The sequence below is a fragment of the Pedobacter antarcticus genome (assembly GCF_900103515.1).
Classification (GTDB): Bacteria; Bacteroidota; Bacteroidia; order Sphingobacteriales; family Sphingobacteriaceae; genus Pedobacter; species Pedobacter antarcticus.
Window position 1 is genome coordinate 26,303 of record NZ_FNGZ01000002.1, and the last position, 23,852, is coordinate 50,154.

21 protein-coding genes are annotated in these 23,852 nt (G+C 40.9%); 10 read left to right on the top strand and 11 right to left on the bottom strand.

Annotation, left to right across the window (positions count from 1 at the left end; translation table 11 throughout):
* Positions 1–2: 2 nt before the first annotated feature.
* From fbaA to BLR53_RS03750, 3 genes are all read left to right on the top strand, one after another.
* Positions 3–1,082 carry a class II fructose-bisphosphate aldolase gene (gene fbaA, locus BLR53_RS03740; protein WP_037443288.1) on the top strand — a complete coding sequence of 360 codons (1,080 nt, stop codon included), beginning with the start codon at positions 3–5 and terminating at the stop codon, positions 1,080–1,082.
* Between the two features lie 148 nt (positions 1,083–1,230).
* Positions 1,231–1,716: a low affinity iron permease family protein gene (locus tag BLR53_RS03745; protein ID WP_037443290.1), complete on the top strand. Its 486-nt coding sequence runs from the start codon at positions 1,231–1,233 to the stop codon at positions 1,714–1,716.
* Positions 1,694–2,116 carry a GNAT family N-acetyltransferase gene (locus BLR53_RS03750; protein ID WP_074587399.1) on the top strand — a complete coding sequence of 141 codons (423 nt, stop codon included), beginning with the start codon at positions 1,694–1,696 and terminating at the stop codon, positions 2,114–2,116. Before BLR53_RS03745 ends, BLR53_RS03750 begins: the two co-directional genes overlap by 23 nt.
* A gap of 4 nt (positions 2,117–2,120) precedes the next feature.
* Here the strand turns inward: BLR53_RS03750 and BLR53_RS03755 are convergent, their stop codons facing one another.
* The 4 genes from BLR53_RS03755 to BLR53_RS03770 all read right to left on the bottom strand — a co-directional run bounded on the left by BLR53_RS03755 (position 2,121) and on the right by BLR53_RS03770 (position 7,523).
* A complete protein-coding gene (locus BLR53_RS03755; protein WP_074587402.1) occupies positions 2,121–2,990 on the bottom strand; it encodes a hydroxymethylglutaryl-CoA lyase in 870 nt (289 codons plus the stop codon).
* Positions 2,991–3,090: 100 nt separating this feature from the next.
* Complete coding sequence (gene secDF / locus BLR53_RS03760) at positions 3,091–6,048, bottom strand: protein translocase subunit SecDF (RefSeq protein ID WP_074587404.1); 2,958 nt, start codon at positions 6,046–6,048, stop codon at positions 3,091–3,093.
* A gap of 198 nt (positions 6,049–6,246) precedes the next feature.
* On the bottom strand, positions 6,247–6,732 hold the full coding sequence (locus tag BLR53_RS03765; RefSeq protein ID WP_037443299.1) for a dihydrofolate reductase: 486 nt from the start codon (positions 6,730–6,732) through the stop codon (positions 6,247–6,249).
* Entirely contained in the window at positions 6,729–7,523 is a 795-nt protein-coding gene (locus tag BLR53_RS03770; protein ID WP_037443301.1) for a thymidylate synthase, read from the bottom strand. Before BLR53_RS03770 ends, BLR53_RS03765 begins: the two co-directional genes overlap by 4 nt.
* A 186-nt stretch (positions 7,524–7,709) precedes the next feature.
* Here BLR53_RS03770 and ispE point away from each other — a divergent pair, with 186 nt between their 5' ends.
* From ispE to BLR53_RS03785, 3 genes are read left to right on the top strand one after another with little or no spacing between them, the layout of a single operon-like run.
* The gene (gene ispE / locus BLR53_RS03775; protein ID WP_074587409.1) at positions 7,710–8,516 is read left to right on the top strand and encodes a 4-(cytidine 5'-diphospho)-2-C-methyl-D-erythritol kinase; all 807 of its coding nucleotides are present in this window, start codon (positions 7,710–7,712) and stop codon (positions 8,514–8,516) included.
* Between the two features lie 3 nt (positions 8,517–8,519).
* Positions 8,520–8,939 (top strand): OsmC family protein, encoded by a 420-nt coding sequence (locus BLR53_RS03780; RefSeq protein ID WP_037443303.1) that lies wholly within the window; start codon positions 8,520–8,522, stop codon positions 8,937–8,939.
* Between the two features lie 2 nt (positions 8,940–8,941).
* Positions 8,942–10,114: a trans-sulfuration enzyme family protein gene (locus BLR53_RS03785; protein WP_074587413.1), complete on the top strand. Its 1,173-nt coding sequence runs from the start codon at positions 8,942–8,944 to the stop codon at positions 10,112–10,114.
* Positions 10,115–10,210: 96 nt separating this feature from the next.
* Here the strand turns inward: BLR53_RS03785 and BLR53_RS03790 are convergent, their stop codons facing one another.
* The 5 genes from BLR53_RS03790 to tgt form a co-directional block, all read right to left on the bottom strand.
* The gene (locus tag BLR53_RS03790) at positions 10,211–10,522 is read right to left on the bottom strand and encodes a LapA family protein (protein WP_037442823.1); all 312 of its coding nucleotides are present in this window, start codon (positions 10,520–10,522) and stop codon (positions 10,211–10,213) included.
* Positions 10,523–10,525: 3 nt separating this feature from the next.
* Positions 10,526–13,339, bottom strand: a complete 2,814-nt coding sequence (locus tag BLR53_RS03795) for a TolB family protein (protein WP_074587419.1) — start codon at positions 13,337–13,339, stop codon at positions 10,526–10,528.
* Positions 13,340–13,917: 578 nt separating this feature from the next.
* Positions 13,918–14,823 (bottom strand): DMT family transporter, encoded by a 906-nt coding sequence (locus BLR53_RS03800; protein ID WP_037442819.1) that lies wholly within the window; start codon positions 14,821–14,823, stop codon positions 13,918–13,920.
* The gene (locus BLR53_RS03805) at positions 14,824–15,927 is read right to left on the bottom strand and encodes an LptF/LptG family permease (protein WP_170844848.1); all 1,104 of its coding nucleotides are present in this window, start codon (positions 15,925–15,927) and stop codon (positions 14,824–14,826) included.
* Positions 15,928–17,058 (bottom strand): tRNA guanosine(34) transglycosylase Tgt, encoded by a 1,131-nt coding sequence (tgt, locus tag BLR53_RS03810; RefSeq protein ID WP_037442817.1) that lies wholly within the window; start codon positions 17,056–17,058, stop codon positions 15,928–15,930.
* A 132-nt stretch (positions 17,059–17,190) separates the two neighbouring features.
* On the opposite strand from tgt, the gene BLR53_RS03815 reads away from it, so the two are divergent.
* From BLR53_RS03815 to BLR53_RS03830, 4 genes are all read left to right on the top strand, one after another.
* A complete protein-coding gene (locus BLR53_RS03815) occupies positions 17,191–18,312 on the top strand; it encodes a glycosyltransferase (RefSeq protein WP_074588432.1) in 1,122 nt (373 codons plus the stop codon).
* Positions 18,303–18,935, top strand: a complete 633-nt coding sequence (rsmG, locus tag BLR53_RS03820) for a 16S rRNA (guanine(527)-N(7))-methyltransferase RsmG (RefSeq protein WP_083331993.1) — start codon at positions 18,303–18,305, stop codon at positions 18,933–18,935. Before BLR53_RS03815 ends, rsmG begins: the two co-directional genes overlap by 10 nt.
* Before the next feature lie 80 nt (positions 18,936–19,015).
* Positions 19,016–20,134, top strand: a complete 1,119-nt coding sequence (dprA, locus tag BLR53_RS03825; protein WP_074587423.1) for a DNA-processing protein DprA — start codon at positions 19,016–19,018, stop codon at positions 20,132–20,134.
* A 150-nt stretch (positions 20,135–20,284) separates the two neighbouring features.
* Positions 20,285–21,646, top strand: coding sequence for a pyridoxal-phosphate dependent enzyme (locus BLR53_RS03830; RefSeq protein WP_037442811.1), 1,362 nt, complete (start codon positions 20,285–20,287; stop codon positions 21,644–21,646).
* A gap of 99 nt (positions 21,647–21,745) precedes the next feature.
* Here BLR53_RS03830 and murA read toward each other — a convergent pair whose 3' ends face one another.
* Together murA and BLR53_RS03840 are read right to left on the bottom strand one after the other, a co-directional pair.
* Positions 21,746–23,071 carry a UDP-N-acetylglucosamine 1-carboxyvinyltransferase gene (gene murA, locus BLR53_RS03835; RefSeq protein ID WP_037442809.1) on the bottom strand — a complete coding sequence of 442 codons (1,326 nt, stop codon included), beginning with the start codon at positions 23,069–23,071 and terminating at the stop codon, positions 21,746–21,748.
* Positions 23,072–23,103: 32 nt separating this feature from the next.
* On the bottom strand, positions 23,104–23,790 hold the full coding sequence (locus tag BLR53_RS03840) for a DUF4290 domain-containing protein (protein ID WP_037442807.1): 687 nt from the start codon (positions 23,788–23,790) through the stop codon (positions 23,104–23,106).
* Positions 23,791–23,852 lie beyond the last annotated feature (62 nt).

The following is a 23,852-nucleotide window of genomic DNA, read 5'->3' on the forward strand; positions in this document are numbered from 1 at the left end:
TAATGAGTTTAAAAGGCTATAAAGGCGTAATTTACGGAGATGCCGTTCAGGAATTATTTGAGCAGGCTAAAAAACATCAATTTGCTTTACCAGCAGTAAATGTTACCGGTACAAATACGATTAATGCAGTTATGGAAACTGCTAAAGCAGTGAATTCACCGGTGATTATTCAATTATCGAATGGTGGTGCACAGTTCTATGCAGGAAAAACCCTGAATAATGATAATCTTCAGGCTTGTGTACTGGGTGCAGTTTCTGCAGCTAAACATGTGCATTTACTGGCAGAACATTATGGTGTTGCTGTAGTATTGCACACTGATCACGCTGCTAAAAAGTTATTACCATGGATTGACGGCTTACTTGATCACGGAGAGAAATTCTTTGCTGAACATGGTAAACCTCTTTTCTCATCGCACATGCTCGATCTTTCTGAAGAGAGCATTGAAGAGAACATGGAGATTTCTACAAAATACCTGGCACGTATGGCTAAAATAGGTATGACTATCGAAATTGAACTGGGTGTAACTGGTGGCGAGGAAGATGGTGTGGATAACAGTGATGTAGATAGTTCTAAATTATATACACAACCTTCAGAAGTAGCTTATTCTTATGAAGAATTGAGTAAAGTGAGTGATAAATTTACTGTTGCAGCTGCTTTCGGTAACGTTCATGGTGTTTACAAACCAGGAAACGTGAAATTACAACCGGTAATTCTGAAAAATTCTCAGGAATATGTAAAAGAGAAATTTGGACTGACTGCAGAGAAACCAATTAATTTTGTTTTCCATGGTGGTTCAGGCTCTTCTCAGGAAGAAATCAGAGAAGCAATCTCTTACGGCGCGGTTAAAATGAACATCGATACTGATATGCAATGGGCATTATGGGAAGGTGTATTAGATTACTACAAAGCAAATGAAGCTTATCTTCAGGCGCAGATTGGTAATCCAGATGGCGACGATAAACCAAATAAGAAATTTTATGATCCACGTGTATGGTTGCGTAAAGGTGAAGAAGCATTTGTTAAACGTTTAACTCAAGCTTTTGAAGACCTGAACTGCAGAGACGCAAGTGATAAATTATAATTTAACCCATTAACCTGTAATTTCAGGTAAATTTTATTCTAAAGGCCCCGGTATTCTACCGGGGCCTTTTTTTATTCCGGGCCCCACATAACCCACATTATTTATATGAAATAGTGTTTATTATTACTGACATTTAGCATAAAAAAATATGAAAAACAGTGATAAAAATTTTGTGTTCGAAAGATTCGCCAATGCTGCTACTAGATTTACCGGCAGTTCAGCTGCATTTATTATCGCATTGATGATAGTAATCATATGGGCAGTTTCCGGGCCGCTATTCAAATACTCAGAGACCTGGCAGCTGGTTATCAATACCGGTACAACTATTATTACTTTTCTGATGGTGTTCCTGATTCAGAAGGCACAAAACAAGGATGGTAAAGCAATACAACTAAAATTAAATGAATTGATTGCGGCACATGAAAGGGCAAGTAACCGAATGGTCGACATCGAAGATCTGACGGAGGCAGAATTGGACCAGCTGCATAAGTTTTATGTCACATTGTCAACTCTGGCGAAACAAGAAACAGATATTCATTGTTCTCATTCTATAGATGCAGCCATAGTCGTGGATCAGAATAAGAAAAAGCATATTTATAAACACAAAAGTGATGGAAATACTCCAAGTCAATAAAGCCAGAACTAAAGAAGAACTGGAAACGGTCTTCGCAATCCGAAATCAGATCTTCGCCGGGGAGCAGGGGTCTCCTGCACCAATGGAGTCTTCAGATGATGATGATGCAGTACATTATATTGCTTTGATGGACAATAATCCATGCGGCGCTTGTCGCTGGCGTAAAACTGAAGATGGCTATAAACTGGAACAGTTTGCGGTTTTACCTGAATTCCGCAATAAAAGGGTAGGGCAAGCTTTGCTGGCTGCGGCGCTGGCTGACATCCCTCAGAACTCAGAGTTAATTTACCTCAATGCACAAGCGGACGCGGTTGGGCTTTACGCCCGTTTTGGTTTCGCAATAGAAGGAGATCTTTTTGAAGAAGACGGTATACAGCAGTATCGAATGGTTAAGGTATAACGCATTAATTATAGCTAAATACTTCAGTAGATAATTGTAACGCTTCATTCCAGTAATAATCATCTATCCCGGTTGATTCCTTTCTGCTTTCCAGAAACGCCAGCAGCTCTTCTGTGGCTATGTTACCTGTCAGGTCATCCTTTGCCATAGGACAGCCACCAAAACCCCTTAGAGCACTGTCGAAGCGTCTGCATCCGGATTCATAAGCTGCCGTTATTTTTTCAATTCTTTTTTCAGGCGTACTGTGCAGATGCAGTCCACATTCAATATCCGGAAATTGTTTCTGAAGCATAGGCATGAGTATGCGGATCTGCTCGGCAGTAGAGACTCCGGTTGTATCGGCCAGTGAAAGTATCTTTGTCCCCAAGCCTGCTAAACTGGAAGCCCATTCTCCGACGATATCGAAACTATATGGGTCTCCATATGGATTGCCAAAACCCATCGACAAATAGATTACCGCAGTCTTTTGATGCCTGTCACAAAGTTCCAGAATCTGATCTACCGTGTTGAGAGAAGCAAGCATGCTCGAATTCGTATTCCGGTGCTGAAACGTTTCTGAGATGGAGAAGGGGAAACCTACATAACTGATCTCTGGACAAGCTACCGCTTCCTCAGCCCCCCGGAGATTAGCAGCAATTGCAAGTAATTTTGTAGAAGTACTGCTCAGATCAAGTTTTTCAAGCACATCTTTAGTGTCCTGCATTTGAGGAATAGCCTTTGACGAAACAAAACTTCCAAAATCAAGCGTGTCAAATCCGGCTTTCAGTAACAGGTTAATATAAGCAGCCTTGAGTGCCGTTGGTATAAATTCATGAATTCCCTGCATGGCATCTCTTGGACATTCTACCAGTTTCAAAGTGTTTTCTGTATTCATATGTTTTTGACTGATCAGGTGTTTCACACAAGGTATCAAAAAATGTGTATAACAAAAAAAGGCATCCCTGGGGATGCCTTTTTTATGCATTTATTATGAATTAATGCGCCGGATGTTTCTCTCCTTTTCCTAAGTCAATAACAATAGGAGTAGAGATACACAGTGACGAATAAGTACCGATAACACGTCCGATTAACAAGGCGAAGATGAACCCTCTGATGCTTTCTCCACCGAAGATGAAGATAACCAGTAATACAAAGAATACAGTTAAAGATGTTAAAATGGTACGGCTTAAAGTACTGTTCAGTGCAAAGTTGATTAATTGATTACGCTCTTCACCGTAAAGATCGTCTTTACCAGATTCAGCAAGTTTCTCACGGATACGGTCAAATACAACAACCGTTTCTGTCATTGTGTAAGACATAACTGTTAAGATTGCAGCGATGAAATCCTGACCAATTTCTAGAGAGAATGGTAACACCCCGTCCAGGATTGTATAGAATGAAAGAACAAGCAGTACATCATGAAATAATGCGATAACTGCACCTAAACCATAGTTTAGTTTTTTGAACCTTACGATGATATAGATAAACATCAGCAGACAAGAGAAAAGAATGGCACCATAAGCGCTGTATACTAAATCACTTGCGATGATCGGTCCTACCTTCTGGTTACTTTCGATTGAATATTTAACGTTTGTTTTATCCAGACCTGCTTTCAGTGCGTTTTCGACAAGTTTGTCTGCACCTGCATCCTGATCAGTAATATGATAAGTTGTAGTGATTTTAAGTTCATTGTCATTACCTGCCGTTTTAACCTGAATTTCTTCATGTTCAAAGCTTGGCGCAAGGACCTCCTTCACATCTTCGGTATTCATGCCTTTATCGAAATGAACGATATAAGTACGGCCACCTTTAAAATCAATACCTAATCTTAAACCACCATTTTTAAAGTAGAAGACAAAACCTAATACGATGATGATTGAAGAAATAGTATAGTAGATCTTTCTGTGTCCAACAAAGTTGAATGCAATATTTTTGAAGGCATGAATGGTGTATTTATTACCGAAAGTGATATTTGCATTTTTACCAAGCAGTGAGTCGAAAACCAGACGTGAGATTAATACCGCACAGAATAGGGACGAAAGAATACCGATACATAAAGTAGTTGCAAAACCCTGAACCGGGCCGCTACCAAAAACGTAAAGAATAACACCGAGGATTAATACTGTAACGTTCGAGTCAATAATAGAAGGCATTGCATGTTTGAAACCTTCGCTAATAGAAGCAGAAACAGATTTCCCATGATTTAGTTCTTCCCTTACACGCTCAAAGATCAGAATGTTTGCATCGACCGACAGACCGATTACCAGAATGATACCAGCAATACCAGGTAAAGTTAATACAGCACCCAGCGAAACCAGGATACCCATAATGAAGAATAAGTTGATAACCAATGCAAGGTTAGCTACCCATCCGGCTTTGTTGTAATATAAAGCCATGAACACCAGGATTACCACAAATGCAAGTACAAATGAAAGTAAACCATTGTCAATTGCAGCCTGGCCTAAAGAAGGACCAACAACAAATTCACCAACGATACGTGCAGGCGCAGGTAATTTACCAGCTTTTAAGATATTGGCTAAATCCTGAGTTTCATTCACTGTAAAGTTACCGGTGATTGAAGAGATACCGTTTGGAATTTCGTTCTGAACAGTAGGTGCAGAATAAACTGAATTATCAAGGACAATAGCGATTGATTTTTTATTGTTAGGATCTGCAGAAGCTTCAGCTGTGATTTTTTTCCATTTCTGAGCGCCATCGCCAGTCATGTACATTGTTACCTCAGGTTTACCTTTCTGATCGTAATCATGACGGGCATCACTGATTGCTTCACCACCTAAATCTGGTTTGCCATCTGGAGATAAAGATTTGATTGCGTATAATTCAAATACTTTAGTGCCGTCCATCGGTCTTACACTCCACATGAATTTGAAACTTTGTGGAATGATAGATTTTACTTCAGGTAAATTGAAATAGGCATTTACTTTGGCAGTATCTTTTTGAGCTACCCAGCCAACAGTCGGGCCTGGGCGTAAAGAAGGTTGTCCATTTTCAGCCTGGTAAGTCGGGATGTTTAAAACAGAGAACAGTGGGTTGCTTTTAGCAAGGTCGGCAGTTTTAGCATCAACAGAGTCTTTAGATCCGGCTTTCTTTGCCAGATTTGCTAAAGCACTTCCGCTTTTTGCCGCTGTATCAGTTTTTACTGCAGCAGTAGCTGTAGTGTCTTTTAAAGTGGAGGCAAGGGTTTTGTTGATGTTTTCCATCACAGAATAAACTTCTTCATTCTGATAAACCTGCCAGAATTGTAATTCTGCAGAACCCTGTAATAATTTATGAACCCTTTCTTTATCCTGAACACCCGGCATCTCAATCAGGATACGGTTAGTACCTTCTTGTTTCTGCATGTTCGGACTTACTACACCAAAACCATCGATACGGCTTCTGATAATAATGAAAGAGCGGTCAATAGCACTGTTAGCTTCTTTAGAAAGATAAGTCTTAACGTCAGAGTTGCTGGCGTTAGCTTTCAGCTGTTGTGCATTATCCTGATTGGAGAAATAATCAGCTAACTTAACGTTGGGGCTAAGCTTTTCAAATTCATTTACAAACAGGTTGATAAAATCTTTACCACCGGCATTCATCTGATTTTGTGCTGTTGTGATAGCTTTGTTGAAATTAGCATCATCCGGGTTACCAGCTAAAGATTTAACCAGTTCGCCTAATGAAATTTCCATAGTAACGTTCATACCACCTTTAAGGTCAAGACCAAGGTTGATCTCTTTACCTTTACAGAATTCGTAGTCGAAACCGAAGACCGGATAGACAGGTACACTAGACATGGAGTCTAAGTAAGCTTTTTCTTTAACCAGGTCACCTTTGGCATACGCTTTGGCGTCTTTTTCTACCTTCGAGGTGACTAGATTGAACGAGAGTGAATACACACAGACAATACCTAATAGTATTGCCATAAATTTAATGAAACCTTTACCTTGCATTTTTTGTTTGTAATTATTTGTCTATGCTGTATTATTTTTCAACAAGTCGGCAAATCTAATTAAATTTTTAATTTAATAGTCAGCCTAATATAATATTCGGACCGTTTAATTGAATTTAATTTCTTATGCAGCTTTTAGCTGCATTTTAAGCCATTTTTACGGTTTGGACATTTTGAACGGGCAGATCATTTAAATTAATTATCTGCGTATCAGGGTTAAAAAAGTATAATTCAATTGATTCTTTTCGTCCGCCGGAAAAGCCGTTCTTGACACCTCTTTCCATTGTGCAGGATCTGTTTCCGGGAAGAATGTATCTGCCTCAAAATCTCCTTCCACAATAGTGATCTCTAGTTTTCCTGTAACTGCTAAAGCAGCTGTGTATATTTGTGCGCCGCCAATAATGAAAACTTCTTCTTCGCTATTGCACAATGCAGTCGCATCTTCCAGGCATGAAACGACTTCTATCCCCGGTATTTCCAGATCCTGTTGTCTGCTAATCACAATATTTCTGCGGTTAGGCAGTGGTTTCCCGATGGAGTCATAAGTTTTCCTGCCCATGATTACGGTATGGCCGCTAGTCAGGGATTTGAAATGTTTCAGATCGGCCGGCAGATGCCATAGTAATTTATTATCCTTTCCGATAGCCCTGTTTGTGGCCATGGCGACAACTATAGTTAACATCATACGGCTACGGCTCCTTTAATATGCGGATGGGCCTCATAATTTTTCAAACTGAAATCTTCATATTTGAAATCGAAAATATCCTTTACGTCAGGATTTATGTCCATCTGTGGTAATGCAAAAGGAGTTCTGGTCAGTTGAAGCTTGGCCTGTTCAATATGATTATTGTATAAATGGGCGTCGCCAAGGGTGTGAATGAAATCGCCATACTGCAACCCGCATACCTGAGCCACCATCATAGTCAGCAGTGCATAAGAAGCAATATTAAACGGTACCCCGAGGAAGATGTCGGCACTGCGCTGGTAAAGCTGGCAGCTTAATTTACCATCGGCAACATAGAATTGAAAGAAAGCGTGGCAGGGTGGAAGGGCCATCTGGTCAATTTCTGCGACATTCCAGGCAGAAACAATAATCCTTCTGGAATCCGGATTAGTCTTGATGGTCTGGATAATCTGGCTGATCTGATCGATATGTGTACCGTCCGGGCGCGGCCATGAACGCCATTGTGATCCATATACAGGTCCCAGGTTACCCTGTTCGTCTGCCCATTCATCCCATATTTTCACCTGGTTATCTTTGAGGTAGGCTATGTTCGTATCCCCGCTCAGGAACCAGATCAATTCATGAATGATAGATTTGAGGTGTAATTTCTTGGTGGTGACCATCGGAAAACCATCCTGCAGGTTAAATCGCATCTGGTAGCCGAAGACACTGATTGTTCCTGTACCGGTGCGGTCATGTTTCTGCGTTCCGTGATCCAGCACATGCTGCATCAAGTCCAGATATTGTTTCATGTGTAGTATTTAATGTTTCCGCAAAATAACATAAAAAAAACACAGACACCCAAAATACCAGGGACATGATCATTTAATTTTGGCTATTACAAGGTAAAAATTACAAGAATGCTATTAATTTATTTTTCAGGGCAGATGCCTTAGCGCTTTTTGGTTTTTGTAAGTTTGCAGCAGAAACGACCTGCTATGCTCGCATTTGCCAACTGTAAAATTAATTTAGGTTTAAATATTACTGCACGCCGGGCTGATGGATATCATGAGCTGGAAACCATATTCTATCCGGTAAAACTTTATGATGTCGTAGAACTCAATGCGGCGGAACATACCAGTTGCCAGATCAGGGGACTTGACATTCCTGGCAGCGGTGAAGACAATCTCTGTCTTAAAGCCTTCCGCTTACTGCAAAAGGAATTCGATCTTCCGGAGCAGCAGATTACTTTACTGAAAAATATACCGATAGGTGCAGGTTTAGGAGGTGGTTCAGCAGATGCCGCGTTTTTGCTGAAGATGATCAATTCAAAATTTAGTTTAGGTATCACAGAAACGGAGCTGGAGCGCTATGCAGGGACTTTAGGTGCCGACTGCCCTTTTTTTATTCAAAATAAAGCAGTTTATGCTGCAGGTATAGGAGATGAATTCTCTGCAGTGAATGTGGATTTGTCCGGCTATCACATAACCATCGTCAAACCACCTGTTCATATTTCAACTGCCGAAGCTTATGGTGCAGTCCGGCCGGCAGCCCCACCGATATCACTTAAAGACGTAATTAACCTGCCGGTAAGTGAATGGAAAGGCAAAGTCAAAAACGACTTTGAATCACCTGTTTTTCAAAAATATCCTGAAATTGCACAAATCAAACAAATGCTTTACGACTCAGGTGCTACATTTGCCTTGATGAGTGGTAGTGGATCCAGCGTTTTTGGGATATTCGAAAATAACGTAAAACTGCCGGAGCTTGAGCAAAATAACCTAATATTTTACACCAGACCTTAAATTATGGAAATCAACCTGACCAGAAAAAATAATAAATTCAATTTTGAAGCGGAAAATTCATCTGGATTTAAAGTAGAATTAGATGCTAATCCAGCAATCGGTGGTGACGGAAAAGGATTCAGGCCAATGGAGATGCTTCTGGTAGGACTCGGTGGTTGCAGCGGAATTGATATGGTCAATATCCTCAGCAAACAAAAAGAAGAACTTTCGGATATCCGTATCCGGATTAATGCCACCCGGAAAGAAAAGGAAGTTCCAGCGATTTTTGAGGTGATCAATATTCACTTCGACCTATACGGATCACTTAGCGCACAGAAAGCAGAGCGTGCACTCGATCTGACATTTGAAAAATATTGCTCCGTATCCCATATTCTGGGGCATTCAGCGAAAATTAACTTCACCTATACCATCCATACAACATAACCATGCCGAACGATAACTTTGAAACCATTGCTATACGGCTGCAGACGGAACGCAGTCAGTATAAAGAACATTCAGTTCCGCTCTATCTGACTTCAAGCTATAAATTTGATGATGCAGAAGAAATGCGCGCGCTTTTCGCGAATGAAAAAGAAGGAAATGTTTACAGCCGCTATGCTAATCCGAATACAACCGAACTGATTGAGAAAATGGCAGCACTTGAAGGTGCGCAGACGGGATGGGTGACAGCGACAGGAATGGCTGCCCTGTTTACTACTTTCGCAACTTTCCTGGCTGCAGGTGACCATGTATTGTCCAGCCGCTCAGTTTTTGGCTCCACACATCAGTTACTGAATAATATTTTCCCAAAATGGAATATCAGCTATTCCTATGCAGACCTTGATAAAAAAGAGCAATGGGAAAATGGAATCCAGGAGAATACTAAAATGATCTTTGTAGAAACACCTTCCAATCCAGGGATCGATATCATTGATCTGGAGTGGATCGGGGCGCTTGCTAAAAAGCACGGTATCCTGCTGGTAGTAGATAATTGTTTCGCTACACCCTACCTGCAGCAGCCACTAAAATATGGTGCAGACCTTTCCATACACTCTGCCACTAAATTTATTGACGGACAAGGCCGTACACTCGGCGGGATTATCCTGGGGTCGGACGAACTGATTCGCCAGATTGAGGGCTTCGCCAGGCATAGTGGGCCGGCAATGTCACCGTTTAATGCATGGATACTTTCTAAAAGCCTGGAAACACTGGCTGTCAGAATGGACAGACATTGTGAAAATGCGCTGAAAGTTGCGAACTTTTTGGAAGCACGTGAGGAGATCAAACAGGTCAGATATCCATTTTTACCATCCCACCCACAATACGACATTGCTAAAAAGCAGATGAAGCAGGGCGGTGGGATTGTTACACTAGTGATTAATGGTGGTGGAGCGGCTGCTGGTCGTTTTATGGACCGTCTGAAAATGTTCTCTATCTCTGCCAACTTGGGAGATACCCGTTCGATTGCCACACATCCTGCAACCAGTACACATTCCAAATTAACTGAAGAGCAGAGACTGGAAGTCGGCATTGAGCAGGGTACAGTAAGGCTTTCTATTGGTCTGGAGCACATTGATGATATCATTGCAGATATCAGTCAGGCATTACAGGTTGATTAATTTGTTAATTTAAATTTTAATATTCAATAAAAAATGCCGGTTTCCTAATAGAGGACCGGCATTTTTTTATTGAATTCATTTTGAATCAGATCCAGCTTAGCTGATATAATCCCGGTCTTCGTCTGAAAGTGTGTTTTTTGGGTTTTCCTGAAGATGACCATCTTCATACCTGCCTTTTTCAAGCTGGTTATCATCGAAACGATTATCATAAGTGCTGATTACAGTTTTAGGCCTTCCCACCCAATATCCCAGTATAAATCCAACAAAAGTGCAGATCCCCACTACAAGGAGCTTAGAGATTTCACCAGTTCCGAAAATAAAGTTGAATTCGACAGCCTCTGTATTCATCATCAGGAAGATTGTGATCAGGACTGTGAAAATGATGATTAGAATAGTTTTAAAGCGCATAGGTTAAAATGTATAGTTGACAATCAATTCAAATATAGGATTCTGATGGTATTCCCGGTTTACAAAAATAAATCTGGTACCCACATCCACTATCGGCTGGTAACGCAGTAGATTCATGCTGCTGAATACCTCAAAGCCATATGTTTTGGGCTGCCCCAGATTTGATTCCCTGCCCAGATTCTCATAATGTGCAAACAGGCCCGCTCTCACACTGCGGATATAGGCCAGCGAGCTTAATTCTGCGTCAGGAAAGAATAACGGGAATCTGTAATTCATCAGCAACGAATTTTTCATCAGACTTTTTGCCCGGATATTATTATAGCCATAGACCGTGCTAACCTCATTGTTAAAGCTACGGATTCCGGAAGCAGACTGATAATTAAAATTAGCCATAAAACTGTGGTTGCGCAGTATTCCGGGGAAATAAAGAAAACCCTCCGCTGCGAACACATCTCCACTCAGCAATGCATCAAATGGCTGGCCAAGATAAGTTAGTCTCAGAATTTGTGCCCAGCGCGGTGCAAAATCTCTGGCTGAAGAGCGCACGATATGAGAAAAAGAAACTCCGGTTTCCAGTGGGAATCTGATTCTGGTAATATAGTTTTGCGGCATCTGTTCAGGCATATAACGTTGCGTGTAACTAGTGCCCGCTCTTACACTTATGCCGTAGTTGTGGTGGCCACTGCTAAAGTTAAAAGGAACCAGTGCTTCCAGTTTAACATAATTCTCCCGCCAGTCTCCTTGTTTAATTCCGGTGGGCGGAGTGCCGTAGAAAGTTCTGCGTGCTCTGTTACGGTAGGTCAGGTTGAAAATAGGGTAGAAGGTTTTTAAACTTATTCCGGCATTATACTCGAATCTGCCAAGGTCACTCTGATAAGCAATCCCTGCGTAGGAATCTACAGTGTTCAGCAGGTTATTCGAGACTAGCTGGATACCGCCTTTGTGTTCATCTTCAATAACCGGAATTACACTATGTATGCGGAAAAGGTTTCCCAGGGCATTATATCGCTTGCTGGTGTAGGTGCTGTCAGGGATGTTTTCGAACACACTGCCCGTATTTTCCTGTTTTTCAGCAGCCTGACCAAAGTAAACGAAAGTATTGGTTCCGGTTTCTTTAGGCTTATAGCCCATTTTTGCGATCGCATAACCATAAGAGCGATAATCGTTGAAGATTAAACTGTCTTTACCAGGAATGGCCGAAACATTAAATGCGCCGTATTTAGAGGCGCTCAGTGCCATTATCTTCTTGCCGGCTGAGTCTATGCTGTAAATGTTGTTTATTCCATTGTAATGCGCGTTAAATGCGATTGAGGATTTAATGAATACCGGTCTTGTTAGCTGCTGTCTGGTTTCTGGTATGAGAATCGTGGTTTTTCCGCTGCTATCCACAGTATTTAAAGTTTTTCCTGCTTCGCTACCGGTTATGTAGGCAATCAGGGTCCCTTTATCATTGTAGGCTGGCGTCTGGATCTGCAGATTCTTTGGATTAGGAAAAGTTCTGATAATTTTTCCTGTAGCTGCATCCAGTTCGATCAGGTTAATTTTGTTAGAAAGATCAATTTCCACTGCAGCTATTTTGAGTCCGTTGGCAGAAAGGGTGGGGGAGAAGATTCTTGTCCTGGTTGTTAGCTGTTTAACTTTTTTGGTTTCCAGATCGTAGATACAGACCACGCTATAACTTCGCTGGCGGAATCTCATATCGTAACGGATTTCATTCCAAACGATCTTGCCTGCTGAATAACTGAACCAGGGTTCTTCCTGCTGACCAATTGATTTAAGTCTGGTCTGTTTACCTTCAGGTGTCAGAAGTACAAAAGCCGGAGTTTCTGCTTTACTTTGCAGCAGACTTAAAATATTGCCGTTCTTCAGTTGAACCGGCAGCATGTAGTTAGTCTCGAATGTAGCAGGCGGGCTGAGCTGAGGATAAGTCTCCGATAAGTTCTTCCGGTCCTGCTGCAGCCACTCTTTTCCAATTTCACTGTTGACAGCATCGTACCATTGACGGCCGGTTTTACCGGTGAATTTTTGCAGGCTGCCTGCAAAAGGATAAAGCCTGAATGGTCTCTTTTTAATGTCTGTCAGTACACTATCAAATACAAATTTACCAGCCGATTTGCGGATGCCTGAAGACAGCAGGTAGCCTAGCTGATAATAGCCGGGGGTAATGTCTTTTTCCGATCCGAAATTTGCCTTGCTGTAGCTGAACTTTCTACCCTCCAGTAAGGCTGTTCTGTAGGGCATGATCCATGCAGGTTGCCTGCCGCGACCGGAGTAGGTAAGGGCTGTTTCTGTCGTTACGGCATCACCTTCAAAAAACCACATTGGGATGCTGGCTCCCATCCAGGCAAAGTATACTTGTTCAGGGAAGGGGTAGGGTCTGCTTCCGGTTAATTTGTCGAACTGTGCAGCATGCCGGAGCTCGTGAACAGCCAGGTTATTCAACCAGTCCTGGCTGTCGAAATTCTGAGGAGGTGTGCTGAAGAATTCGGATTTTTTAGGACCTAGCTGGACGAAGCCATTAGCGATTACTCCGCGATTTTGCAGGAGTATCGGAATGGGCGAAATCTTTACGTTAAGGCTATTTCCGATGGCAGGGGCAATATGTTGGAAAGTATTAGCCATACGCTGTGCATCTGCCTCCATTTCCAAGGGATAAATGATGCGGAAACTTCCGCTGGTAATTTGCTTCCATTTTACACTAAGTGGGTTCTGTTCCCCAGAATATACCTGTCCGATCGCCGTATGTGATGTACATATGGAAGTCAGTAGTACTATTTTGCTGATTATTAAATATTTATTTAGTGTAAAAAAACGCATTCAAGAGTTGTGCTAAAATAATTAGTAAAATTTAAAAATTAAATCCATTATTATATGATGTTTAACTTTATTTGTTTAGTTTAAATATCTGATAGTTAGTGTAAATATTTAAATATTTTATTCGAGTATTTTATAAGGTATTTTCTTTTTTTAATGCCGTTCTCCCGTAGTTTGTATTTGTTTTATTCTATCTTTTTATTTGGAAATAAAATTTGATGAATATACACTAATATTAGAAAATAAATAGAATGATTTTGTTTATTCCAGTTTGAAATAAGATGGCTTTCTACGACTCCTGCTTCCCCTACCCTCACGGAGTTTCCATACTTCTTCTGCCGGATAAACTGAGTATAGACCCCTTTGTTTGTGCTTGTTTTATTCCGCTGCGGAGCGCTGTTTCATCAGTCTGATCGCCTTATTTTTTTCTGAATTCTATTTGAAAATTGGCACCTGTATTAACTGTCGTATTGATTGAAGATTTCCTTTCGGATGCTGGGCTTAAATCTTAAGATATGAGTTTTGAGCGCGCATAAAAAAGGCCTCAAAGAGGCCCGGTCAATATAATATTAAGCTTGTTTTTATTTGGAGGGTCCGAGTTGACTTTGTCTTTTTTTATAGATTGGATAAAGAAAAACTGCACCCAGAATAAGGACAGTTCCACCGTAAAATCCAAGCGACATTGTCTCTTTATGATCAAAGAATAAATAGGCTAATATGATGCCGTATACCGGCTCCAGATTTGTGATTAATGCAACGCGGAAAGCAGACAATGTACGCATCACAGATACGCCGGCAATGTAGGCCAGTGCAGTACAAACAGTTCCTAATATGAACAGGTAAATCCAATCGGATGTGCTCAGGTTAAACGTTTCATGAGACAATGTTCCATCGAAAATTCTATATAATGTTATCCATACAAATGCGCCGGATATCTCATAAAACCCAATGATTTTGGCATCGCTTTTTTGGGCAAACATAGAGTTGAAAACAGAAAATGTTGCCGAGCAAAGTGCAGCAGATAAACCCACAATGATACCCATTGTGTAATTGCTTTCAAATTTAAAGATCATGTAAATGCCGGCAATAATTACCAGACCGATGATAATATCACTTAGCTGGATCTTTGTTTTTCTGAAAAAAGGTTCTAAAATGGCTGTAAATAATGTGAATGCAGACAGGCAGACCAGGGCGACGGAGACGGTGGATACTTTAATAGCCTCGAAGAAAAGGATCCAGTGCAGTGCTACAATACTTCCTGTAAAGAAGAATTGCAGAAATTCTTTCCGGCTTATTTTAAGGTTAAACTTACTCGCTTTAAAATAGAAAAAAAGGGTGATGCTGGCAATCATAACCCTATACCAGACCATTCGTACCGGATCTATCGATATTAAGGCACCCAGGATCCCCGTGAAGCCCCAGATTAAAATTGTACCATGAAGTATCAGTAAACTTCTGTTTTCTTCGTTGAGAGCGGGCTTTGTCATTTATTTTGGAGCTTTTCTTAAAAGATAGTAGCCTAGTAATCCGAAGAAAATGGTTGGCACCAGGACAGCGAGTAGCGGAGGAATTCCACCTTTAATGGAAAACATCTTGGCAAACTGGTTTAATACGATATATGCGAAACTCAGAATAATACCCACTCCGAGTGGCAGGCCAACACCTCCGCGAACCTTTCTGGACGAAAGCGCAACCCCTATGAGCGTCAATACAAAGGCCGATAATGGCTGTAACCACCTTTTGTATTGTTCAAAAAGCAGGTCATTCCTTATACCAGTTCCCCTGGTCTTTTCCTTCTCTATTTTATCGACTAACTCTCTATTGGTAAGTGTTTCGTATACATTCTCATAGGCTGAGAAATCGTTTGGACTCATGTCCAGAACAGTATCTTTGGTTTTGGTTAGCCCGTTTTCAAAGCTTTCTTTTAATCCGTTGATATGGCGTACCGTATAATTGGTTATTTTCCAGCTTCGTTTTAAGGAATCCCACTTAATATTTTCCGCAACTAATTTTTTAACCAGAACATCACCTTTAAAGTTATCCAGCATAAATTTATACCCGGATTTACTTTTGTTTTCGAAAGATTCGATATAGATATAGGTGTTGTCATCGAGCTTCATATGAATATTCAGCTTACTGGATGGGTCATTTTTCTTTACGTATGTATTTTCGAAGGTAGTCTTTAACTGATTAGTGTAGGGTAAAATATAAAGATTAGAACCCAGGTTAGCAGCGAAAATGATAAATGCTGAGATCAGGTAGGGCTGCAGGAACCGGTTAAAGCTTACACCACCGCTGAGGATAGGTACGATCTCTGTCTGATCGGCCATTTTTGCTGTGAAAAAAATCACAGCAATAAAATTGATCAGCGGGGACAGCATATTCACATAGAAAGGAATTGAACCCGCGTAATAAAGTGATATAACTTGCCAGAGCGTAAGGTTGTTGCCTAAAAAATCATCCAGTTTCTCTGAAAGGTCAAAGATTACAATGATAACCACGAACAAAGTCAGGGTATAGATAAACGTACCCAGATATTTGCCAATGATATAGCCGTCAATAATCTTAATTCTGCCTTTCAGGAAGTTCATTTACAGTTTATTACCTAATATAGTTACCATTTTATTTTTCCAGGCGTAAAACTCGCCGCTAATAATTTTTTCCCTTGCTTCTTTAACCAGCCAAAGGTAAAAATGTAGATTGTGCAGTGTTGCAATTTGTGCACCAAGCATTTCTTTAGAATGCATCAGGTGACGCAAATATGCTTTCGAATAAACCTGATCCGCATACAGATCACTATCTGCGTCAATAGGAGAGAAATCATCTGCCCATTTTTTATTCCCGATATTAATAATCCCGTTGCGGGTAAAAAGCATACCGTTTCTTGCATTTCTTGTTGGCATTACACAATCAAACATGTCAATGCCTAAAGCGATGTTTTCCAGGATATTAATTGGTGTGCCAACACCCATAAGATAACGTGGTTTATCTTCTGGAAGTACATTGCAGACCACTTCAGTCATACCATACATCTCTTCTGCAGGCTCGCCCACCGACAAACCACCAATTGCATTACCTTCGCGGCCCATGCTGGCAATAAACTCTGCAGACTTTACACGCAGATCTTTATAAACAGAGCCTTGCACGATAGGGAACAGGGTTTGCTCAAAACCATACTTTGGTGTAGTCTCATCAAAACGCTTGCAGCACCTCCTTAACCACCTGTGGGTCATGTTAATGGAATTTGCTGCGTATTTGTAGTCACAGGGATATGGTGTGCACTCATCAAAAGCCATGATAATATCAGCTCCGATAGTGCGCTGAATGTCCATTGCATTTTCAGGCGTGAACAAGTGTTTTGATCCGTCAATATGGGAGCGGAATGTAACACCTTCTTCTTTAATCTTATTCACCTTACTCAGGGAATATACCTGATAACCACCGCTATCCGTTAGAATAGGACGGTCCCAACCTATAAATTTATGCAAACCACCGGCCCTTTCCAGAACATCAAGTCCCGGTCTGAGGTACAGGTGGTAGGTGTTTCCCAGTATAATTTGTGCATTGATATCATTTTCCAATTCACGCTGATGAACAGCTTTAACCGTTCCGGCAGTGCCCACAGGCATGAAAATGGGTGTTTGAATCTCGCCATGAGCGGTAGTAACTGTTCCGGCTCTAGCTTTAGAGTGGATATCGTTTGCCTGTAAAGTAAATTTCATTTATATATACGCTTCCTAAAATCTCGGCAAAAGTAGCAAAAAACAGCCGGTTTACCGCCTAAATTTTTTATCAACAAAGGGCTGCAATACAGATTAAAAACCTGAAATTTGGCAGCTGTCAAAAACATCAATGTGGAATTAACTCTTATTGAAAGCTGTTTAACCGGCGCTCTCCTTTTTTGCTTTGCTATTCAACTCTATTTCAGTCTTTTTGTACACCTGAAACTAGTCACTGTTAGCGTGGAAGAAATTCCCGACCAGTCATTAGAACCGATCAGTGTAATTATTTGTGCCAGAAATGAAGCCGATAATCTCAGCCAGTATTTACCTCTGGTGCTGGAGCAGAACTATCCCAATTTCGAGGTTATTGTCGTCAATGACCGCTCGTGGGACCGAACCCGCGAAGTTCTGGAAACCTTGAGTGAGCAATATAAAAACCTAAAAATAGTGAAGGTTCCCGAAGGTGAAAAGTTTATTGCGGGCAAGAAGTTTGCCGTAACTATGGGTATAAAAGCAGCTTCGAACGAATGGTTGGTTTTCACAGATGCAGATTGTTCTCCAGCGTCGCCAAACTGGCTTTTGGGCATGCAGCAGCCTGCAGATGAGCAGGTTTCTATCGTTCTGGGTTACTCGCCTTATATGCGTAACAGGGGGATTTTAAACAGCCTTATCCGTTTCGAGACCTTTTTTACCGCTATTAATTATCTTTCTTTTGCTTTAAAAGGCATGCCCTATATGGGGGTAGGCAGAAATATGGCTTATAAAAGGTCGCTATTCTTTAAGAATAGGGGGTTTGCTGCACATATGCATATCCCTTCAGGTGATGACGATCTCTTTGTAAACGCAAATGCAACATCACGTAATACGGAGATCAGAATTAATCCAGATGCACACGTCTGGTCTGTTCCGAATACAACGCTAGGCGCCTACCTTCGTCAGAAGAAACGTCATTTCGGGGCCGGTAAGTTTTATAAGAAGAGTCATCAGTTTATACTCAGTCTTCAGATTATAGCACAGTTCCTATTTTATGCCTTGCTGACTGCGCTTTGTTTTTTCAAGTCAGGAATTTTGGTTGCGGGAGGGGTTTTTGGCCTGAGCCTGTTAATCAGATGCCTGATTTATCCCCGTTTATTAAAACGCCTTAATTATGCAGAATTACGCTGGTGGTTCCCGGTTCTGGACCTACTATTGTTTGTTTTCCTGATAATTAACGGCATTCTCTCTATATTTATTAAAAAAGTCAAGTGGAAATAAAATCAGCCCTACTGCAGAAGTATTTTACAAATCTAACAGAAGATCAGCAACAAAAATTTGAACAGTTGTATGATTTATATGTATTCTGGAATGCACAGATCAATGTGATTTCCAGGAAAGATATTGAAGAATTATACGAAAGACATATTTTACACTCACTGGGAATAGCTAAATTCTGTACATTCCAGCCAGGCGCATCCATCCTGGATGTTGGTACAGGTGGTGGTTTCCCCGGAATCCCCCTAGCCATATTATTCCCTGAAACTAATTTCCATCTGGTCGATTCTATTGGCAAAAAGATAAAGGTTGTAAATGAGGTAGCGGCGGCTTTAGGCCTCAAAAATATTAAGGCGACGCATTCCCGGGCAGAACAGGTAGAAGGGAAGTATGATTTTGTAGTTTCCAGAGCAGTAACCAGGCTCATCGATTTTTATCCATGGATTGCAGATAAGTTTAAAAAAGACTCTATTCATGCGATCCCAAATGGCATCCTTTACCTCAAAGGAGGTGATCTGGCAGAAGAAATCAAGGAATCCAGGTTAAAAGCAGAATTATATCCGCTCTCTGAATATTTTGATGAAGAATTTTTTGAGACTAAATACGTCGTATATATACCGCGTTAATCACACATAAAATGCTGATCCGTTCAAACGTCGCTTAAAGAAATTTAACAGGTTTCGTCTGCTATAAACTAATTTAGCAGATGAGCCTTATACATCAGATAGCACTTACACTGATCCCGTCAGTCGGTCCCGTAAATGCGAGAAAGCTAATCAGTCACTTCAAAGATGCTTCAAATATCTTTAAGGCAGGATCTTCCGCATTAATTTCAGAAACAGGGATGAGCGCTGCGATGGCGGCGCAAATATGCAGTTCCTTACCGCTGCAGTTGGCAGAAGAGCAGCTTCTGCTGCTCAATAAATACGGCTGCCGCCCACTATTTTTTACAGACCCTTTATATCCAAAGAACCTGAATCAGTGTCATGATGCACCCCTGTTACTTTATAGTAAGGGCAATGCGCAGCTAGAACAGGATCGCATTGTTAGTATCGTGGGTTCCAGAAAGACCACCGCATATGGGTTGCAAAGCTGTGCTGCGATCGCTGAGGTCTTGCAGGATTACGATGTAATGGTGGTTTCCGGGCTGGCTTATGGTATTGATGTTTGTGTCCACCGTGAGTGTCTGCGTCTAAATATTCCTACAGTCGGCGTTTTGGGTCATGGCCTGGACCGGATTTATCCTGCTGTACACCGGGAAACTGCGGTTGAAATGTTAAACTGTGGTGGTCTTCTTTCAGAGTTTCCATTTAAAACTTCGTGCAGGCCGGAGAATTTTCCCCGGAGAAATAGAATTATTGCTGGTATTGCCGCAGTGACGATCGTTGTGGAAGCAGCAGAAAAGGGTGGCGCCTTGATTACTGCCGATCTGGCAAACTCTTATCATAGAGATGTTTATGCCGTTCCTGGCAGAATTACAGATGTGGGATCGGCGGGATGTAATTATCTGATCAGGACAAATCAGGCAATTTTATTGCAGCATACAGCAGAAGTAATGGAAGCAATGGGCTGGAATAAAGTTCATAAGCGGCAACAGGAAGCGCAGCTTGCCAAAGAAAACGAAAAGGCTAACCAGCAAAAAATATTATTAACAGCAGAGCAGCGCGCTGTATTTAACGCACTGAGCGAAAAAGGATTGCAGGCAGATCAACTTTCAGCCGCACTTAAATTGGGAGCCGGCGCATTAGCGCTAACCTTACTTGATCTGGAAATGAAGGGTTTAATCTGCGTGAAACCAGGTGGATTGTATCAGCTATTGCATTAAGGATTGTGAAAAATGCCATATAATTGTTGCCTATCAATCAATATGACGGGGCTAATCAGAATTATATGCGGTATAGATTGATTATTCGGAATAATGTAATGATTATTTGTATTGATTAAATATCTAGGAATCAAGTCGTATTTTTGTAATATGTGGTATAACAATATATTGGAAACTATAGGCAACACACCGTTGGTGAGGTTGAATACAATTACAAAAGATATTCCGGCTACTGTGCTGGCTAAAATAGAAACTACTAACCCGGGTAACTCTATTAAAGACCGTATGGCTTTAAAGATGATCGAGGTAGCGGAGAAAAATGGGCAGCTGAAACCTGGTGGAACCATTATAGAAGGTACTTCCGGGAATACCGGAATGGGTCTGGCTATGGCTGCCATTATTAAAGGGTATAAGTGTATTTTTACAACAACAGATAAACAATCCAAAGAAAAGGTAGATGCCTTAAGGGCATTTGGTGCAGAAGTTATTGTCTGCCCTACGAATGTAGAACCAGAAGATCCACGCTCTTATTATTCCGTTTCTTCCCGTTTGGAGAGAGAGGTTCCTAATTCATGGAAGCCTAATCAATATGATAACCTTGCCAATTCTTTAGCTCATTATGAGCAGACAGGCCCCGAAATCTGGGAACAGACCGAAGGTAAGATCACGCACCTTGTGGTGGGTGTCGGAACAGGAGGGACTATTTCCGGTGCCGGAAAGTATTTGAAGGAGAAGAACCCGGCAATTAAAGTTTGGGGTATAGATACCTATGGTTCTGTGTTCAAAAAATACAAAGAGACTGGTATTCTGGATAAAAACGAAATATACCCGTATATCACAGAAGGAATTGGTGAAGATTTTCTTCCTGAGAATGTGAACTTCGATGTCATTGACCTTTTTGAGAAAGTAACAGATAAAGATGCTGCTTTGATGACCCGTGATATTGCCCGTAAGGAGGGTATCTTCGCCGGAAATTCGGCGGGATCTGCAGTTGCAGGACTTATGCAGCTTAAAGATCAGCTAAAAGAAGGTGATCTTGTTGTAGTTATTTTCCACGATCATGGTAGCCGTTATATGGGTAAAATGTATAATGAAGACTGGTTGAGAGAACGAGGTTTCTTGAAAGATGAGAAGCTAACTGCAAAATCTATTCTTGCCAAGAAGGAAAAATTGGAAATTGTGACTGTAGATTGTGAAAAGACGATTGTAGAAGCGATCAATACGATGAATGCTTTAAATATTTCGCAGATACCAGTTACTCAAAAAGGCATGGTTGTCGGTAAACTGGCAGAAGGAGATATCCTAAGAGCATTGATGGAGAACCCGGCTTTGAAGTCATCTCCGGTAAAAGAAATTATGTCTGCTACTTTCCCATTTGTTGATCTTAATACGTCAATAGATAAGATTTCGGCGCTGATCAATAAAGAAAATAGTGCCGTGTTAGTTGAAGATGAGCAAGGCAATTTTGATATTATCACCCAATATGATATCATTAACGCTATCTCTGCTTAAGTCTAATAATTTGTAATTCTATTAGATAGATACAAAAAAAGGCTTCCTGATTTTTATTCAGGAAGCCTTTTTGTTTAGAGTTAATACTCTTAATATAAATTAATGACTTGGTGCAGAAGCATCTACACGCTTAATCTGCGCACCTATTGCTCTTAAACGGGTGTCGATATCCTGATAGCCTCTTTCTATCTGTTCGATATTAAATATAGTCGATTTACCTTCCGCTGAAAGTGCTGCGATTAATAGAGAGACACCTGCACGAATGTCGGGAGATGTCATACTGATACCTTTTAACTGGTATTGTTTGTTAATTCCATTAACCGTAGCTCTGTGTGGATCGCAAAGAATAATCTGTGCGCCCATTTCAATTAGCTTGTCTACAAAAAACAGGCGGCTTTCAAACATTTTCTGGTGGATTAATATCGATCCTTTCGCCTGTGTAGCTACGACAAGTACAATGCTCAGTAAATCAGGAGTAAATCCTGGCCAGGGAGAGTCTGCTATAGTCAGAATCGAACCATCAATAAAAGTATCGATGATATAATGTTTCTGAGAAGGGATGTAGATATCATCGCCTCTGCGTTCAAATTTGATACCCAGTTTACGGAAAACATCAGGTATAACACCTAATTCGTCATAACAAACGTTTTTGATCGTAATCTCTGATTCAGTCATTGCCGCCAGGCCTATAAATGAACCGATTTCAATCATATCAGGTAACATCCTATGTTCTGTACCACCCAGTTTAGTTACTCCCTCGATAGTAAGAAGGTTGGAACCAATGCCGGAAATTTTAGCACCCATGCGGTTCAGCATTTTACATAACTGCTGTAAATAAGGCTCACATGCTGCATTATAAATCGTAGTTACACCTTTTGCCAGTACTGCTGCCATTACAATGTTGGCAGTTCCGGTTACTGAAGCTTCATCCAGCAGGATATATGCACCCTGAAGATTAGTTGCATCAACATTAAAAAAGGATGCTTTACTGTCGTAAACGAATTTAGCACCCAGTTTCTCAAAACCCAGGAAATGTGTATCCAGTCGTCTGCGGCCAATTTTGTCGCCACCTGGTTTAGGGATTGCAGCCTTACCGAAACGTGCCAGTAATGGACCTACAATCATAATGGAGCCTCTCAGGCTTCCGCCTTTAGATTTAAATACATCTGATTTAAAAAATTCCAGATTTATGTTTTTGGCTTCAAAAGTATAGGTATCTTTTGAAATTCTCTCCACCATTACACCGAGGTCACTTAAAAGTTCAATCAGTTTATTAACATCTTTAATGTCCGGAATATTACTTACTGTAATCTTTTCCTCCGTTAATAAGACGGCCGAAAGAATTTGTAAAGCTTCATTTTTGGCTCCCTGAGGGTGTATCTCACCCTTTAGTTTCTTCCCGCCTATAATTTCAAATGCATTCATATTGTGCTAACCTCGTATTTTAAATCTGCTTCCTAGTGCCTTTGCTTCGGATTGTTGTTGTTGCTTCTGGGGCGGTTATTATTGTTGTTGTTTTGTCTGCCCTTGTTGTTATTGTTATTATTACTGCGACCGCGGCCGGCATTCATAGATGGTCTGCTAACCGGAGGTCTGAATTCAACCTTGGCCAGGTTAATGTTTTCTTCCAGTTGCAGTTTTCCTCCCGAAAGTTCATAAAGGTTTTTAAGGATAGTTTCATCAGCTACTGTATCCTTATTCCAGGTTACGTAAGCCATTTTCATGAAATTAGCTATTCCCTGAACCATGGCTGCTCTGCGTTCCGGTTCATCTACAGCAAGTGCCCTGTCAATCAGAACTTCCACAGTTTTACCATAGTGTTTATACTTTATACGTTGCTGAGGATAACCAATATGTGCAGGTTTTACCAATGCTGCTTCGGGAGTTGGTTTAGGGTAAGGACTGTCAACTTCAATCTGGTAACCTGAAATAATATGCAGGTGATCCCATAATTTGTGTTTAAAATCTGCGACGTCTCTTAAATGCGGGTTTAGAAAACCCATCAGATCAATCACCGCCTGAGCGTATTTGTTTCTTTCTTCCAGATCGGACAGGCCACAGATATATTTGACCATATTCTGCACATTACGTCCGTATTCAGCAAGAATTAATTCGTTTCTTGTGGTATTATAATCGAAATTCATTCAAATTTATTTCTAATGGCCCTAACAGAAGGGGAGGTTAATAAACGCTTCGGGCCCTGTTA